At 72.5% G+C, this 14384-nt stretch carries 15 protein-coding genes; 8 read left to right on the top strand and 7 right to left on the bottom strand.

All coding sequences use genetic code 11. From position 1 onward, the window contains the following. Positions 1 to 105 precede the first annotated feature (105 nt). Positions 106 to 963: a UbiA family prenyltransferase gene (locus tag ACXKZF_RS12115; RefSeq protein ID WP_488984348.1), complete on the top strand. Its 858-nt coding sequence runs from the start codon at positions 106 to 108 to the stop codon at positions 961 to 963. A 129-nt stretch (positions 964 to 1092) separates the two neighbouring features. Here ACXKZF_RS12115 and ACXKZF_RS12110 read toward each other — a convergent pair whose 3' ends face one another. The 3 genes from ACXKZF_RS12110 to ACXKZF_RS12100 are packed head-to-tail and all read right to left on the bottom strand — an operon-like array spanning position 1093 to position 4023. After that, the gene (locus ACXKZF_RS12110) at positions 1093 to 2220 is read right to left on the bottom strand and encodes an FAD-dependent oxidoreductase (protein WP_488984347.1); all 1128 of its coding nucleotides are present in this window, start codon (positions 2218 to 2220) and stop codon (positions 1093 to 1095) included. Next, positions 2207 to 2932, bottom strand: coding sequence for a methyltransferase domain-containing protein (locus ACXKZF_RS12105; RefSeq protein ID WP_488984346.1), 726 nt, complete (start codon positions 2930 to 2932; stop codon positions 2207 to 2209). Before ACXKZF_RS12105 ends, ACXKZF_RS12110 begins: the two co-directional genes overlap by 14 nt. Then, positions 2929 to 4023 (bottom strand): type III polyketide synthase, encoded by a 1095-nt coding sequence (locus ACXKZF_RS12100; protein WP_488984345.1) that lies wholly within the window; start codon positions 4021 to 4023, stop codon positions 2929 to 2931. Before ACXKZF_RS12100 ends, ACXKZF_RS12105 begins: the two co-directional genes overlap by 4 nt. 267 nt (positions 4024 to 4290) lie before the next feature. On the opposite strand from ACXKZF_RS12100, the gene ACXKZF_RS12095 reads away from it, so the two are divergent. Both ACXKZF_RS12095 and ACXKZF_RS12090 read left to right on the top strand, forming a co-directional pair. Beyond that, positions 4291 to 4704, top strand: coding sequence for a nuclear transport factor 2 family protein (locus ACXKZF_RS12095; RefSeq protein ID WP_162240813.1), 414 nt, complete (start codon positions 4291 to 4293; stop codon positions 4702 to 4704). An 87-nt stretch (positions 4705 to 4791) separates the two neighbouring features. Further along, a complete protein-coding gene (locus ACXKZF_RS12090) occupies positions 4792 to 5988 on the top strand; it encodes an MFS transporter (protein WP_055956276.1) in 1197 nt (398 codons plus the stop codon). Positions 5989 to 6016: 28 nt separating this feature from the next. Here the strand turns inward: ACXKZF_RS12090 and ACXKZF_RS12085 are convergent, their stop codons facing one another. Further along, a complete protein-coding gene (locus tag ACXKZF_RS12085) occupies positions 6017 to 7213 on the bottom strand; it encodes a glycosyltransferase (protein ID WP_055956279.1) in 1197 nt (398 codons plus the stop codon). Positions 7214 to 7492: 279 nt separating this feature from the next. On the opposite strand from ACXKZF_RS12085, the gene ACXKZF_RS12080 reads away from it, so the two are divergent. After that, positions 7493 to 8377, top strand: coding sequence for an alpha/beta hydrolase fold domain-containing protein (locus tag ACXKZF_RS12080; protein WP_243224161.1), 885 nt, complete (start codon positions 7493 to 7495; stop codon positions 8375 to 8377). A gap of 173 nt (positions 8378 to 8550) precedes the next feature. On the opposite strand, the gene ACXKZF_RS12075 is transcribed toward ACXKZF_RS12080, so the two are convergent. Continuing rightward, positions 8551 to 8736, bottom strand: a complete 186-nt coding sequence (locus tag ACXKZF_RS12075; RefSeq protein WP_243224162.1) for a hypothetical protein — start codon at positions 8734 to 8736, stop codon at positions 8551 to 8553. A 394-nt stretch (positions 8737 to 9130) separates the two neighbouring features. Here ACXKZF_RS12075 and ACXKZF_RS12070 point away from each other — a divergent pair, with 394 nt between their 5' ends. Further along, positions 9131 to 9583 carry a MarR family transcriptional regulator gene (locus ACXKZF_RS12070; protein ID WP_055956287.1) on the top strand — a complete coding sequence of 151 codons (453 nt, stop codon included), beginning with the start codon at positions 9131 to 9133 and terminating at the stop codon, positions 9581 to 9583. A 133-nt stretch (positions 9584 to 9716) separates the two neighbouring features. Here the strand turns inward: ACXKZF_RS12070 and ACXKZF_RS12065 are convergent, their stop codons facing one another. Further along, positions 9717 to 10064, bottom strand: a complete 348-nt coding sequence (locus tag ACXKZF_RS12065) for a hypothetical protein (RefSeq protein WP_243224163.1) — start codon at positions 10062 to 10064, stop codon at positions 9717 to 9719. 418 nt (positions 10065 to 10482) lie between these two features. Here ACXKZF_RS12065 and ACXKZF_RS12060 point away from each other — a divergent pair, with 418 nt between their 5' ends. Continuing rightward, entirely contained in the window at positions 10483 to 11418 is a 936-nt protein-coding gene (locus ACXKZF_RS12060; RefSeq protein ID WP_488984344.1) for an AraC family transcriptional regulator, read from the top strand. A gap of 175 nt (positions 11419 to 11593) precedes the next feature. On the opposite strand, the gene ACXKZF_RS12055 is transcribed toward ACXKZF_RS12060, so the two are convergent. Continuing rightward, entirely contained in the window at positions 11594 to 13087 is a 1494-nt protein-coding gene (locus ACXKZF_RS12055; RefSeq protein ID WP_488984343.1) for a SulP family inorganic anion transporter, read from the bottom strand. Positions 13088 to 13204: 117 nt separating this feature from the next. Here ACXKZF_RS12055 and ACXKZF_RS12050 point away from each other — a divergent pair, with 117 nt between their 5' ends. Together ACXKZF_RS12050 and ACXKZF_RS12045 are read left to right on the top strand one after the other, a co-directional pair. Beyond that, a complete protein-coding gene (locus ACXKZF_RS12050; protein WP_055956302.1) occupies positions 13205 to 13576 on the top strand; it encodes a MerR family transcriptional regulator in 372 nt (123 codons plus the stop codon). Then, positions 13573 to 14148, top strand: coding sequence for a GNAT family N-acetyltransferase (locus ACXKZF_RS12045; RefSeq protein WP_488984342.1), 576 nt, complete (start codon positions 13573 to 13575; stop codon positions 14146 to 14148). The genes ACXKZF_RS12050 and ACXKZF_RS12045 overlap by 4 nt, the downstream gene beginning before the upstream one ends. The last annotated feature ends 236 nt before the right edge of the window (positions 14149 to 14384 follow it).

Here is a 14384-nt window from a genome sequence, read left to right as displayed (position 1 = left end):
CGCCCCCTACAACCTGCGGCGGGGAGCGCCTCCGCGCGGACACCGCGGCGGGATGCCGGACCGGCTACCGCCCGCTCCTCCGCTCGCCCGCGGTAGCGTCATCGGGTGACGGATGCCGCGGCGAAGCCGCCCCTCGCTCGCACGCCCCGCGGGCGCGCGGGTGTCCTCGGGGCGCTGTGGGCGTCGACGCACCCCGGCCCCACGCTCGTCGTCACGATCCTGTCGCTCGCGCTCGGCGTCGCCGCCGGCGTCGCCCCCGGACGCCTTGTGCTGCTCGTGGCCGCGGTCTTCGCGGGTCAGGTGTCGGTGGGCCTCTCGAACGACGCCATCGACGCGACGCGGGATGCCGCGGTCGGCCGCACCGACAAACCGATCGCCGGGGGAGCGGTCACCGCCGACCGGGCGCTGGCCGTCGGCGGGGGGGCGGTCGGCGTCGCGCTGCTCCTCTCGCTGCCGCTCGGGCCCGGATTCGTCGCCGCCCACGCGATCGCCCTGGCTTCGGCGTGGGCCTACAACGCGGGCCTGAAGTCGACGCCGTTTTCGATCGTGCCGTTCCTGCTGAGCTTCGGGCTGTTCCCGTCGTTCGCGACGCTGTCGTCATCGATGCCCGCGCTCGCGGCGCCGTGGGCGACGACCGCGGGCGCCGCGCTGGGGGCGGCCGTCCACCTGACCAACGTCGTGCGCGACCTCGATGACGACCGCCGCACCGGCGTCCGTGGCCTTCCGCACCGGCTCGGCGCTCGCACGTCGGTGCTGCTCGCCGCCGCGGGGATCGTCGTCGGCGCGATGGCGGTGCTGCTCGGTGGGGGCTCGAGCCTCATCGGCATCCTATTCTTCGGTGCTGTCGTGGCCGTGGCGCTGGCGACCGCCGTGCTGGTGATCGTGAAGCGTCCCGGTCGCGCCGTCTTCCAGCTCACGATGCTGGCCGCCCTGCTGCTGGCCGTTCAGCTCGTCGTCGTCTGAGTCGCCCTGGGCACGCCGCCGCGTGCGCAACCGCGGGCGGGGTCCCCGACACGCCGCTCCGGCGTCCCGGTCTCCGGCGTGTCGCCCTGACTGCCCGCCGTTGTGCACGACGTGGCATCCCGAGACCCGTCAGGTACCCCGCGCCGCCCGGTCGAAGCGCATCGCGTACGCGCGCGTGAAGGCCGCGCCACCGGGTCCCCGCAGCAGGGACCGCAGCGTGCCCGTCCGCACGGCGTGCGCCATCGGCCCCGCCGCGCGCCCGAGCAGGGTGTTGAGGAACGCCAGCCGTGCCGCGTGCCGGGCCGACGCGAGGCGGTCGCGCTCCCACCGGGCGAGTCCGGTGTCGTCGCCCCGACGCACCCACGGTGTGAGCAGCGGCGACAGGGTGAGGGCGTCGAGCAGCCCGAGGTTCATCCCCTGCCCGCCGATCGGGCTGACCTCGTGTCCGGCGTCGCCCACGACGACGATGCGCCCTCGCCGCAGGGCCGGGGCGACGGCACGGCGCACGCCGAACGTGGAGGCCGCGGCGATGTCGACATCGACCCCGGTGCGGGCGGCCACCGCGTCGCGCAGGAAGGCGTCGGCATCCGTCACCTCGCTCGACCCTGCCCACGCCACCAGTCGTCGGCGACCGCCGGGCAGCGGGAACGACTCGACGACGCCTCCGCGCTCGAGGTGCACCCGCGCCACCGGACCCCCGGATGCCGAGACATCGGCCATGACGTAGCGGTCGGGGTAGTGGTGCGTCCGAACGGCGCCCTCGCGGTAGACGAGCTCGCGCCCCGCCCACCCGGATGCCACGACGACGACCGCGGCCCGGATCTCGCTCCGGCCGTCCGGACCCGACACCTCGGCCCGCACGCCGCCGCCGTCATGCCGCAGCGCTTGGACGGCGGTCCCGCCTCGGACCGGTGGCGCCAGGCCGGTCAGCACGCGCATCGTGTCGCCCTGGGGGAGCGCGGCGACATAGGGATGCCGAGCGCGCAGACTCTCGAACCGGATCTCGGCGAGCACCCGTCCGTCGGCGCGCGCCTCGCCGCGGTCGATCCGCACGGCCTCGGCCCGGATGCCGTCGGTCGCGCCGCACGCCTCGAGGAGCGTCAGGGCGGGGGAGTGGATACCGATGGCGCGTGTTCCGCCGCCCACATCGACGCGACGTTCGACGACCTGGACGTCGACTCCGCGGGAGCGGAGATCGGCTGACAGGGCGAGGCCCACGGGCCCCGCGCCGACGACGAGCACCTCAGGCATCGACATCCGCCAGTCCCCGTGCGACGGCGAGTACCCGGAACGGTGCGGGCGACTCCACCCTCCACGGGGGGCCGAGCGCAGCGGCCAGCTCGGGCGCGCGATAGCTCCGCCGGATGGAGCGCAGCCCGTCGACGCGCAGGAAGGTGCCGACCGAGAGAGGGGTGATACCCACGGCGTACAGGGCGTACGCCCGTCGCCCGCGCGCGATGTCGGCGTGCAGAACCGAGCCGCGCGAGAGGGCGAGCGAGTCGTCGGCGAACGAGCGCAGCCCCCCGGCGTCGAGATGGTGAAGCACATGATTGCTCACGACGAGGTCGAACCGCTCACCCGCCGCCAACAGTTCGCGCGAGCCCGCGGCCACGAACCGTACGCCCGATCGCTGCCGTGCCCGGGCGGCCTCGTGCGCGCGGGGGTCGGGATCGGCGCCCACCCACTCGACGTCGAGACCGTCGCGCGCGGCCAGGGCGGCCAAGCGCACGACGACATCGCCTCCGCCCGAGCCGAGGTCGAGCACGCGGGCCGGGCGACCGAGCGCCCGCAGCTCGGGCGCCAGGCGCGTGCGATAGACCCGCCCCCACGCCGATACGAGACGGTTGACCACATCGAACCGGCGGTAGGTGGCGGCGAGGGCCTGCGGGTCGCAGTCGGGGTCGTCCATGAGCTCCACGAGCTCGGTGTCGCGCCGCGAGAGCCCCCGCGGACGGGCGGCGGGGTTCACACCGACGGGCGGCGCACGGTGATCTTCGCCGCCTCCACCGTCAGGCCCGGACCGAACGCCAGTGCCGCGACCCGGTCGCCCTCGATGCGGGTGGCGTCGGCGAGCAGGTCGCGCAGGATGAACAGCAGCGTCGCACTCGACATGTTCCCGTGCCGGCGCAGCACGTCGCGCGAGGCGGCGAGCGCGCTGGCATCCAACCCGAGGGCGTTCTCCACCCGATCAAGGATGCTCCGCCCACCCGGATGCACGGCCCACGCGTCGACGTCGGCGAGGTCGCCCACCACGTCGGCGGCGATGGCCGAGATCTCTCGTCCGATGATGCGCGGCACCTCGGGGGTCAGGGTCATCTCGAACCCCGAGTCGCCCACGGTCCAGGACATGTCCTTCTCGCCCTCGTCGGTCACGTGGGTGGCGAAGACGTCGAGGTCGAGGCCGTCGTGGGAGGAGTCTCCGGATGCCACGACCGCGGCGCCCGCGCCATCGGCGAACACGGATGCGGCGACGATCTGGTCGGGGTGCGACGAGGTCTGCCAGTGCAGCGAGCACAGCTCCGCACAGGCGACGAGCACGACCGCCGCCGGGTCGGCGCCGATGATGCGCGCCGCCAGCCGCAGCGCGGGGATGGCCGCCGCACAGCCGATGAAGCCCAGGTGGTAGCGCTCGACGGTCGGCGTCAGGCCGAGGTCGCGCACGAGGTGGTAATCGGGGCCCGGGGCGAACATGCCGGTGCACGAGACCGTCACGACGTGCGTCACGGCATCCGCGTCGTACCCCGATCCGGCGATCGCGAGGCGCGACGCCTCCGCGAACAGGCCCGGTGCGGTACGGCGGTACTCGTCGTTGCGGGCGCCGGTGGAGGGCATGAGCAGGGTGTCGCCCTCGCGTACGCCGAGGCCGTCGCCGTCGCGTCCGGCCAGCTGCGGCAGCACCACGTGACGGGTGTCGATCGCGGCGGCGTCGAACGCCGCCCCCACCAGCCGCCGGCTCATGCGGTCGAAGCCGGGCTGTGCGGCGAACAGGTCGCGCAGGCTGGACTGCTCGACGCGCGTATCGGGGAGGGCCGTGCCGATCGAGAGGATGCGCGCGGTCATGACTCACCATAGGCACGACTTGGGACACCCGGTGCGGGGATGGCGCGCCGTGTGCACGGCGTCTATGGTGCCGCGAAGTCGCGGAGCCGTGGCGGCGACGCATCCGCACGATGGGGCCGGGGAGGGCCGGTTCGGGGGCGCCCCCGGTACGAACCGACGACCCCGGACGCGTCCGAGTGCGGACATGTCCGCAAGCGGGCGCCGCCGATCCCGTTTCGCCGCGAACTTCTCACGGACATCACGCCGCGCCGGTGCCATAGTTCACTCATGAGCGACTCCACCCCCGACAACAGCCTGAGCGACATGACCCCGGACGTCCTGGCGGCGTTCAGCGACGCCTGGACCCGTCGCGACCTCGAGGCGCTGATGAGCCACGTCACCGACGACTGCGTCTACAGCGCATCGGTCGGGCCCGAGCCCGGGCGTACGTGGACGGGCCGGGAACAGGTGCGCGAGGGGTTCGCGCTCATGCTGGCCTTCGACACCGGGCAGGAACGTCACGAAGAGGAGCACCCGATCATCGCGGGGCGCCGAGGGGCGGCCACCTGGTCGTTCACCGGACCCGGCCCCGACGGAACGATCCTGACCACGCGCGGCTGCGACATCTACGAGTTCCGCGGCGGCAAGATCGCGCGCAAAGATGCGTTCCGCAAGGTCTACCAGCCCGACTCGCAGGATTGATCGACCGGCGGCTGCCGGGCGCGCACGGGTTGCGCGCGACCGCGCCGGTGCGAGTCGGCGCCCGAGAAACACCACGTGAGAGGCCCCGTGACTGACGTCCGCCCCGCCCGGTCGTGGCTGCTCGTCGCCCCGGCGCTCATCGTCCTCGGCTGGGGTGGAAACCACTTCCTGCCCCTCATGCAGTATTACCGGCTCGTGCAGGGGTTCTCTCAGGTGCAGGTCGACATCCTGCTCGGTGCCTATGTCGTCGGAATCATCCCCGGGTTCGCCCTGTCGGGTGCCTGGTCCGACCGGTACGGTCGGCGACCGGTGCTGCTGGCGGGTCTGGCGCTCGGCGTCGTCGGAAGCATCGTGCTCGCCTGCTCCAGCGCGAGCTTCGCGGGGCTCTGCGTCGGACGCTTCATCTGCGGCCTCAGCGTCGCGGCCGGCATGGTCGTCGGCACGTCGTGGATCAAGGAGTTGTCCATCGCGGAGGGTCGCTCCACCGCGGGCGCCCGGCGCGCGGCGGGCATGCTCACCATCGGCTTCGGGGGCGGCGCCGGCATCGGCGGGGCCCTCGCCCAATGGGCCCCCTGGCCCGCGGTGCTGCCCTACCTCGTGCAGATCGCCGCGTGCGTCGTCGCGGTTCTCTTCGTGCTGCGGGCGTCCGAGACCCGTCCGTTCGACCCCGGCGTGACGCGGCTGTTCGGCAACCTCCGCGTGCCCCGACCGGCACGATCGACGTTCTTGAGGGTCGTCCTCCCGCTCGCTCCCTGGGTGTTCGCGGCGCCGGCGCTGTCGTTCGCGGTCGGTCCGAGCCTGGTGAGTGGACGCATCCCCGGGTTCACCGTCGGCTTCGCCACCGTCGTGACGGTCATGACGCTCGGCGTCGGCTGGGTGACGCAGTTCTTCTCCGGTCACCTCGCAGCGCTTTTGCGCGGACGAATGGGCCTCGTCGGAGGGTCCCTCATCGCCACGGGTGCGCTCCTGCTGCTCGTCGCCGCGTCTTCGCAGCAGGTGTGGATCGTGCTCGCCGCCGCGCCCGTCTTCGGCGCCGGCTACGGGCTCGCGATGGTCTTCGGCCTGTCCACGACCCAGACGCTTGCGAAACCTCAGGATCTTGCGGGCATCACGGCGGCGTACTACTCGCTGACGTATCTGGGGTTCCTCCTGCCGGCGGCGCTGGCGGCCCTCAGCGCGTTCGCGCCGATGTGGGTACTGCTCGGGGCGACGGCGGTCGTGTGCGCGCTCTGCACCGCGGTGGCGGGCCGCGGCATCCGGCGTATCAACGCGCCCACCCCGTGACGCCGCCGCTGCGCCGGGGGTGCCGGGTTCAGGCGGCCAGGGCCGCGGGCTGGAGCAGGCCCGTGATCGCCCCGCGGTAGTCGTCGATCATGCGGCGCCGGTCGAGACGCCCACGCGCGGCGAGCGCTGCCGCGCGCAGCATCGTCCGCCGCTCCAGCACGTCGTCCCACGCCGCGACGATCGCCGCTTCGTCGCGCGCGGTCACCACACCGAAGCCCGCGACGACGCGCGCGGCGTCGCCGACATCGGTGGTCACCGGCACGGCTCCGGATGCCGCACCCTCGACGAGGCACAGGGGCGAGGCCTCACCGTACGCACTGGTGAGGGCGACGATGTCGGCGGCGCGGTACAGCTCGGGCACGTCTTCGCGCAGGCCCAGGGCGTGGACGGGTACCTCCGGCCCCACACCGCTCTCGGCCCGCAGTGCGAGGAAGGCGGGGTTGTCGGACGTCATGCCCGCCCCGCACACGACGTAGTGCGCGTCGGGGGTGCGCCGCGCGTGTTGGGCGACGGTCCGCAGGAACAGACCCGGGTCCTTCATCGCGTCGAACCGCGCGGCCAGGACGATCAGGGGCGCCGCCTCCGGGATGCCGAGGCCGGCACGGATGCGAGCGCGTTCGGCGCGTGTCCCCGGACGGAAACGGCGGGTGTCGATGCCGTTGTCGATGACCCACGAGGTCGCGGCGGCGACCCCGGCGCGTGCGTAGGCGTCCGAGGTGGACTCGGCGCACGCGATCGTCGCCGTCACCGCACCGGACGCGGCCGAATCGGCCAGCCATCCGAGAGCCGGGCCCGAGTGGGTCGGGTCGGAGCGGTGCAGGCACGCCGCGATCGGGCGGTCGGGCAGCAGACCCGCACGCTGCAGCGCGACGACGAGGCTCAGGGGCTGCTCCTTGAGCGAGAGCACCACGTCGGCCTCGGAGAAGAGCGACGCCGCGCGGGCCAACTCGGCGGCCGTGAAGTCCTCGGGTGCGAGGGGACGATCCCCGGCGACGCGATCGAACGTGTCGATCCGCACGCCCGCGGTGCGAAGGCGGCGGAAGCGACCGTCGTCACGAGCGAGCTGCAGGGAAGCGTCGCGGCGCGCGGCCGAGGTCAGCGACAGCACGCGATGCTGCTGCGACCCGTCGCGGGTCAGACCCGCCACGACGTCGGAGTGCAGGATGCGCGCTCCACCGGCGAAGAAGCCCTCGTACAGCGACAGCACACGGACGGGTCGGGTCATCGGGTCGCCTCCGGGTCGGGATGCCAGCACCGCGGTCGCGGTCGTCCCATGCTGAAGGGTCCGACCCGGGTCGTGGGTTACGCCTGGGCGACCATCGAATGAACGCCCGCGCACGTGGTTACCGGCTGCGCGCTCCCGCCCCGGTCGACCGACCGCGCCGCACGGCGCCTGGACGAGCTGACGGGTGATCCGCGCGATGGTCTGACACAATCAGCGCACGCTCGCACCCCTCGCACGCCCAGGGGTGGACCATGGCACCCCCGATGAAGGAGACGGCCGATGTACCTTCCCGAGGCGATCTTCCCCGCGCTTCTGCGCCTCACTCACGCCAACAGGCCGTTCCGGACCGTCCAGGGTGCTCACGACGCCATCCGTGAGCGAGCTCTGCGGCCGGCTGCCTACGGCCCGCCCGCACGGGTGCGATCCGACGTCTCGATCACCGTCGATCGCGACGGAGCGACACCGGTGTACACCGTGTCGCCCAGGTCGGGGGGTTCCTCGGGGCACGTCATCTACGCCCACGGCGGAGGGTGGATCAATACCATCCGATCACAGCACTGGGCCCTGATCTTCCAGATCGCTGCCGAGGCGCGGGTCACCGTGACCGTGCCGATCTGGCGCCTGCTCCCGTACGGCGACGCACAGGAGGCGAACGCGCTGATGCTCCGTCTGCACACGGCGCTGCGGCGATCGGGCCCGTTCGTGCACCTCGCCGGGGACTCGGCCGGGGGTCAGATCGCGCTCTCGGCCGCACTCGCGCTTCGCGACGCCGGCATCGCGGGAATCCGCACGGTCCTCATCGCTCCGGCCCTCGACCTCACGATCTCGAATCCCCGCATCCCGGACGTCCTGCCCAGCGATCCCTGGCTGGGCGTCGACGGCTGCCGCGTCCTCGCGGCGAAGTGGGCGGGCGACCTCCCCCTCACGGACCCCGTCGTCAGCCCGCTCTTCGGTGATCTGCACGCCCTCGGCCCCCTGCTCATCGCATCGGGCACGCGAGACATCCTGAACCCCGACGCCCGCCTCCTCGTGGAGAAGGCCCGGGCGGCCGGAGTCGAGGTCACCTCCCTCGAACGCGCAGGCGCCGTGCATGACTTCCCGCTCCTTCCCACTCGGGCAGGCGCAGCCGCGCGCTCGCGCATCGTCGCCGCTCTCCGCGGATAGACGCACGGACCGATGGGCGGGCCGCACGCCCGCGGACGGTCGCCGCGAGGGACAACACGCGGGGCGAGACGTCGACACCCGCCGGAGCCGCGCTCGATGCCTCCCCATAACGAGCCGACGCGCCGACTCCGCGGGGGTGGGAGTCGACGCGCCGGGGATGGGGCCTGCGGTGTTCAGGCGCGGGGCGCTGCCTCCGTCGCCGTGCCCGCGTCGCGCATGCGCGACCAGGGCCAGCGCGCCGTGGTGCGCTCCCCGGGCTCTTCGGTCGAACGCGGGACGATGCCGCTGCCCATGGCGGCCGACATGGCGGTGCTCCACCCGGAGCGTGCCTGCTGTCCGCCGTGCTGTCCGTAGATCATGGTGTTCTCCTCGCTCCCGTCTCCCGACGGGATGTCCGCCCGTCTCCCGACGGGTCGAGTCCCCGTCTTGTCGCGGGGCGCTGTTGGTCATAGTCATATCCCCGGATGAGGCCGCCCGCGGCCCGCTTGACATCGGCGGCGAGCTGCGCAGAGGCCCGTTCGCGAAGCGGCCCCTGCGCGAAGCGGCGCGGGGCATCGCGAGGTGGTCGCGTCCTCGTGCGTGCGCGCGGTCTGGGATACGGGACGGAGCGGCCGTTTCGCCCTGGCCCCGCGTCCGCATGGCGTCTCTGCACCGCCCGACGTGGTGTCGGTCCGTTCACCGACCGCTCCCGCTTGCGACGCGCGGAACGGAAGACGCGCGCGTACTTGTACGAACTGGGTACGATCGTGGGTCGTGCAGACCTCATCCGAGACCTCCTCGTCGCCCGTGACCGGGTCGGCACTCGGTCGATCCCTGCTGGCCTACGACGAAGCGCGACGAACGGCCGCGGCCGAGGCGCGTCGCGCACTGGGGTTGAACGAGCTCGACGCGCGCGCTCTGCTCTTCGTCGCGGAGAATCCGGGAGCCCGGCCCTCCCACGTGCGCGACCACCTCGGCATCACGTCGGCGGGGGTGACGACCCTCATCGATCGTCTCGTTCAGCGCGGCGCGGTGCGTCGCGACCTCGACGACGACGACCGTCGCGTCAACCACATCACCGCGACCGTCGACCTCGACGCGCCGCCATGGTCGTCACTGCGGGCGTTCGACGCCGATATCGAGTCCGCGATCGCCGCGGTGGATCCGGCCGAGGCGCGACGGATGGCGCAGCTGATCGAGCGCATCGTCGCCACGGTTGCGGGCTGAGCCGCCGGATCTCGATCGGTGGGAGTCCGGACCGGCCTGTGGACCAGGCCGTCGTCGCCGCACGGTACCGCCTCGTCGCTTGCTCCGGCGGGCAGCACCGACGGGTCGTCAGCGCGTCAGCGCACGGGCGTCCTCAGGCGCCGCGTGCGGCGAGGAACGCCTCGGACCGCGCCTGCAGGAAGGAGCACAGTGCCGCGAGCGTCGCGAGCTCACCCGACAGCGCCATCACACGCCCCGCGGGAAGGGGCGCGGCGTCTTCGCGCGGTTCGAAGGTAACAGACCACTCCGTCGACCCCTCGGCCGCGCCAGGTGCGACGTAGAACGTCGTCGACACGCTGCGCAGACGAGCCGCGATCAAGCCCGCGTCTTCGCCTTCTCCGACGTCCTGCGGAATGACGCGCAGAATGTCGGCGTCGTCGTATCCGAGGGCGCGGAAATCATCGACCCAGGACTGCAGCGTCGTCATGGTGCGAAACGGCATCGGCATCCCTTCGAGAGCGGGCCCTGACGGGCAACCCCCCTCATTATGGCGGGCGCCGAGCGTGTCTGCGCGGGGTCACGGGAGCCGCGCCGAAAAGCTCGCGCGACCACCCACGCCGGGTAACGACGACGACACGGTCCGTGCCGCTCTCACGGCTTACGGAGCCTTCTCCTCCTCGCCGTGCGCGCGAAGACGGCGGACGGACAATGCGCCTGGCGGACGGAATGGCGCGCGTTGCGGCCACATATGCCGAATGCGCACCACAGCCATTTCAAAGGTTACGGTGGAGTGCGGGTGCGGGGGCATCGATGTCGATCGCGGGCCGCTTCGCCGACCGCGTGAGAGCGTTCCCATATGTCCTCGCGTCGGACGACGCAATGGTCTTGCCGCACATTCTCGGACGATTTAGGAAACACTCGTGGAGCACACCAACATCGAAACCCGCGACGCTGAGACCGTCGAGCACCTATGGCAGACGATCGTCCCCGGTGCGCGAATCGCGCGAGCCGAGGCCATCCAGCCGGCGCTCGCCTGGCATGCCGCCTCCGAGCCGGGTTTCGGATTCTGCGACTGGACGATGGGCTCCACGATGTTGGTCGAGTCCGACCCGCTCGACCAGGTCGTGGTCGGACGTCTCGCCGGTCCCCGGGTGACGGGGACGTACCGGCGCGAACGCATCGACACCGCGGTGCCGTTCATGGTGGTCGATCGCCCGATCGAGTTCACGTTCGCCGGTCGTATCGCCGGCACCGCCGTGTCGTTCGCCCGATCGGACTTCGACGAGGCCGCACGCCGGCTCTCCGGCGACGACACGCTGCGTGTGCGGGCAACCGGGCATGCGCCGGTCAACGAGCAGCGGCTGCGCTACTGGACGCGCACGTGGGAGTACACCCGCGACGTGCTGCTTCGCTCGCCCGAGCGCACCCCGATCATCGAGCAGCAGGCCCGCACCCTCATGCTCGAGGCGTCGCTTCTCGCCTTCCCCACCACCTTCACCGATGCGCTCGCCGCGGGCCGTCCGTCGCGCCCGCTGCCCGCCCCGGTGCGTCGTGCCAAGGCCTACGTGGAGGCGCATGCCGCCGAGCCCGTCGTGCTGGCCGACATCGCCCAGGCGGCGCGGCTGTCTCCTCGGGGACTGCAGTACGCCTTCCGCGCGGCGACCGGCCGCACGCCGATGCAGTACCTGCGCCGGGTGCGCCTCGACGCCGCGCGCGCGGAACTGCGCAGCGCGGACCCGTCGGTCGAGACGGTCGCCGCCATCGCCGCGCGCTGGGGCTTTTCGAACCTCGGACGCTTCGCCGCGATGTACCGCGGCGAGTTCGGCGAAACGCCCTCCACCACGCTGCGCTCCTGACATCGGCCGCCGCCCCGGCTCGGAACGGGTGCGGCGGGGCGGAGCGGAGGGGATCCGGTGAGCGGAGGGTGCTGCCGGGTGTCGGCATCCTCCCGTCCCGGTATCTCCTCCCGTCACCGACGCGTCCGGTACCGGTCCTCTCGACGGGCTCCGCGACACCCGTGGGTGGCCGCGGTCAGTGGCCCGCGCCGAGCCCCCCGGTGAGGCGCCCGTGGAACCGCCGAGCGGCGGCGTTCATACCCTCGAGCTCCACGGTGGTGCCGAGATGCGCGTACTTCGTCTGCACGGCATCCAGTGCCGCCACCGTCGAGGCGTCCCACACGTGCGAGCGCGTCAGGTCGATGACCACCCGCCCCGGGTCGTGGTGGTACGCGAACTTCGTGGTGAGGTCGTTGCTCGAGGCGAAGAACAGTGCGCCCTCGACGACATAGCGGGCGGTGTCGGCCTCGACCGTGCGCGTCACGGTGGTCAGGTTCGCCACGCGCCGGGCGAACAGTACCGCCGCGGCGATCACGCCGACACCGACCCCGATCGCGAGGTTGTGGGTCCAGACCGTGACCGCCACCGTCAGCACCATCACGACGGTCTCGCTCAGCGGCATCCGGCGCAGCGTCGACGGACGGATGCTGTGCCAGTCAAAGGTCGCGACCGAGACGACGATCATCACGGCGACGAGCACCGCCATCGGGATGATGGCCACGATGTCACCGAACACCAGCACGAGCACGAGCAGGAAGACGCCGGCGAGGAAGGTCGAGATGCGGGTGCGGGCGCCCGAGGCCTTGACGTTGATCATGGTCTGGCCGATCATCGCGCAGCCGCCCATCCCTCCGAAGAGACCCGACAGTACGTTGGCCGCGCCCTGACCGAGCGACTCCCGCGTCTTCGAGGAGGGGGTGTCGGTGATGTCGTCAACGAGCGCCGCGGTCATCAGCGACTCCAGCAGCCCCACGATGGCCATCGCCACCGCGAACGGGAAGATGATCGCGAGGGTGTCGAGGGTGAAGGGCACGTTCGGGATCAGGAGCGCCGGCAGGCTCTCGGGCAGCGCGCCCTGATCGCCCACCGTCGGCACCGAGATGCCGAACACCACGGCCGCGCCCGTCAGCAGCACGATGGCGACGAGCGGCGCCGGCACCGCCTTGGTGAGGCGGGGGAGCAGATACATGATCAGGAGCCCCGCCGCGGCGATCGGGTAGACCGCCCAGGGCACGCCGATGAGCTGCGGCACCTGGGCGGTGAAGATGAGGATCGCGAGCGCGTTGACGAAGCCGACCATGACGCTGCGGGGGATGTAGCGCATGAGCTTTGCGACGCCCAGCAGCCCCAGGACCACCTGCAGGAGGCCGCCGAGGATGACGGTGGCGAGAAGGTAGTCGACCCCGTGCTCGCGGGCGACGGGGGCGATGACCAGGGCGATCGCCCCGGTCGCGGCCGAGATCATGGCGGGCCGTCCGCCGAGGAAGGCGATCGCGACGGCCATCACGAACGACGAGAACAGACCGAGCCGCGGGTCGACCCCGGCGATGATCGAGAAGGCGATCGCCTCGGGGATGAGGGCGATGGCGACGACGAGACCCGCGAGGACCTCGCGGGTGAGCAGGCGGGGGGAGCGCAGGGCCTGCAGCACGGTGGGTTCCGGCCGCGGGCGCGCGAGGACGTCGGTCATGAGGATGCTCCGAGAGGTGGGAGGGAACCCGCGTCGGCACGGGGAAGAATAGGGGGGTCGCGATCGCGACCGCTACGAACTCTACCGTAACGAGAGGGTTGCGGAACGGGGGATGCCATGACCGCCCACCGACCGATGCAGATCGGCGAACTCGCCGAGCGCACCGGGCTGTCGATCCGCACGCTCCGCCACTACGACGAGATCGGCCTGCTGCGGCCCTCTGCGCGCAGCGACGGCGGATTCCGGCTCTACACCCCCGACGACGAGTCGCGGCTGCTGCTCATTCGCCGGATGAAGCCGCTGGGGTACTCGCTCGAGCAGATGGGCGAACTGCTCGCCGTCGTCGACGGGCTCGACGCCGACCCCTCCGATGCGGTCCTCGCCGCCCGCCTGACCGACATCCGCGACGAAGCCGTCACGCGCCGCGATGATCTGCGCCGCAAGCTCGACGCCGCCGACGAGTTCGTCGCGCAACTGGAGGCGCGGTGACCGCCCACGACCTCGTGCTCGAGGGCCACGGCATCCGTCTCACCCCCGCGCATCCCGATGACGCCGCCGAGGCGTGGGCGCTCACCGACGCCGCGATCTGGGCCGGGATGACGACGTCGTGGCCCGACTCGGCGCGGGTCTATGCCGACCGCGTCGCGCAGCAGCGCGAGACGCCGGGAATGTTCGCGTTCACGGTGCGGGATGCCGAGACCGGCGGCATCCGCGGGTCGACCACGTTCTACGACTTCGCGCCGACGCAGGGGCGGGTCGAGGTCGGGACGACGTGGTACGGCCGCGCCTTCCAGGGCGGGAGGACGAACCCGGCGGCGAAGATGCTGCTGCTGGGGCAGGCCTTCGACGCGTGGGGTCTGAACCGCGTGGCGCTTCGCTGCGACGCGCGCAATGCGCGGAGCGCCCGGGCCATCGAGCGTCTCGGGGCCACGCCCGAGGGGCGGTTGCGCCACCACCGCATCGCGTCCGACGGCAGCGTCGGCGACACGCTGTACTTCTCGATCCTGCGCGAGGAGTGGCCGGCGGTTCGCGCCGGGCTCGAGGACCGCCTGCGCGGCTGACCCCGTGCGGCTGGCCGTGTACCGGCCATGGCCGGCGGTTCGCGCCGGGCTCGAGGAGCGCCTGCGCGGTTGAGCCCGTGCGGCTGGCCGTGTCCCGGGCCGGACCGTGCCGGCACGCGTACCGCCCAGGAGGAGACCCGGCCAGGGGAGGATGCCGCGGAGTCGCTCGGTCCTCCCGTCGCGGGTTCTCCTCCCGTCCCGGGCGCGACCGTGGCATCCGGGCAGCTCCTCGGCGC

The sequence above is a fragment of the Microbacterium sp. ABR10 genome, assembly GCF_057812175.1.
The sequence above is the reverse complement of the archived record's forward strand: the minus strand, read 5'-3'. Positions and strand labels throughout refer to the sequence as shown.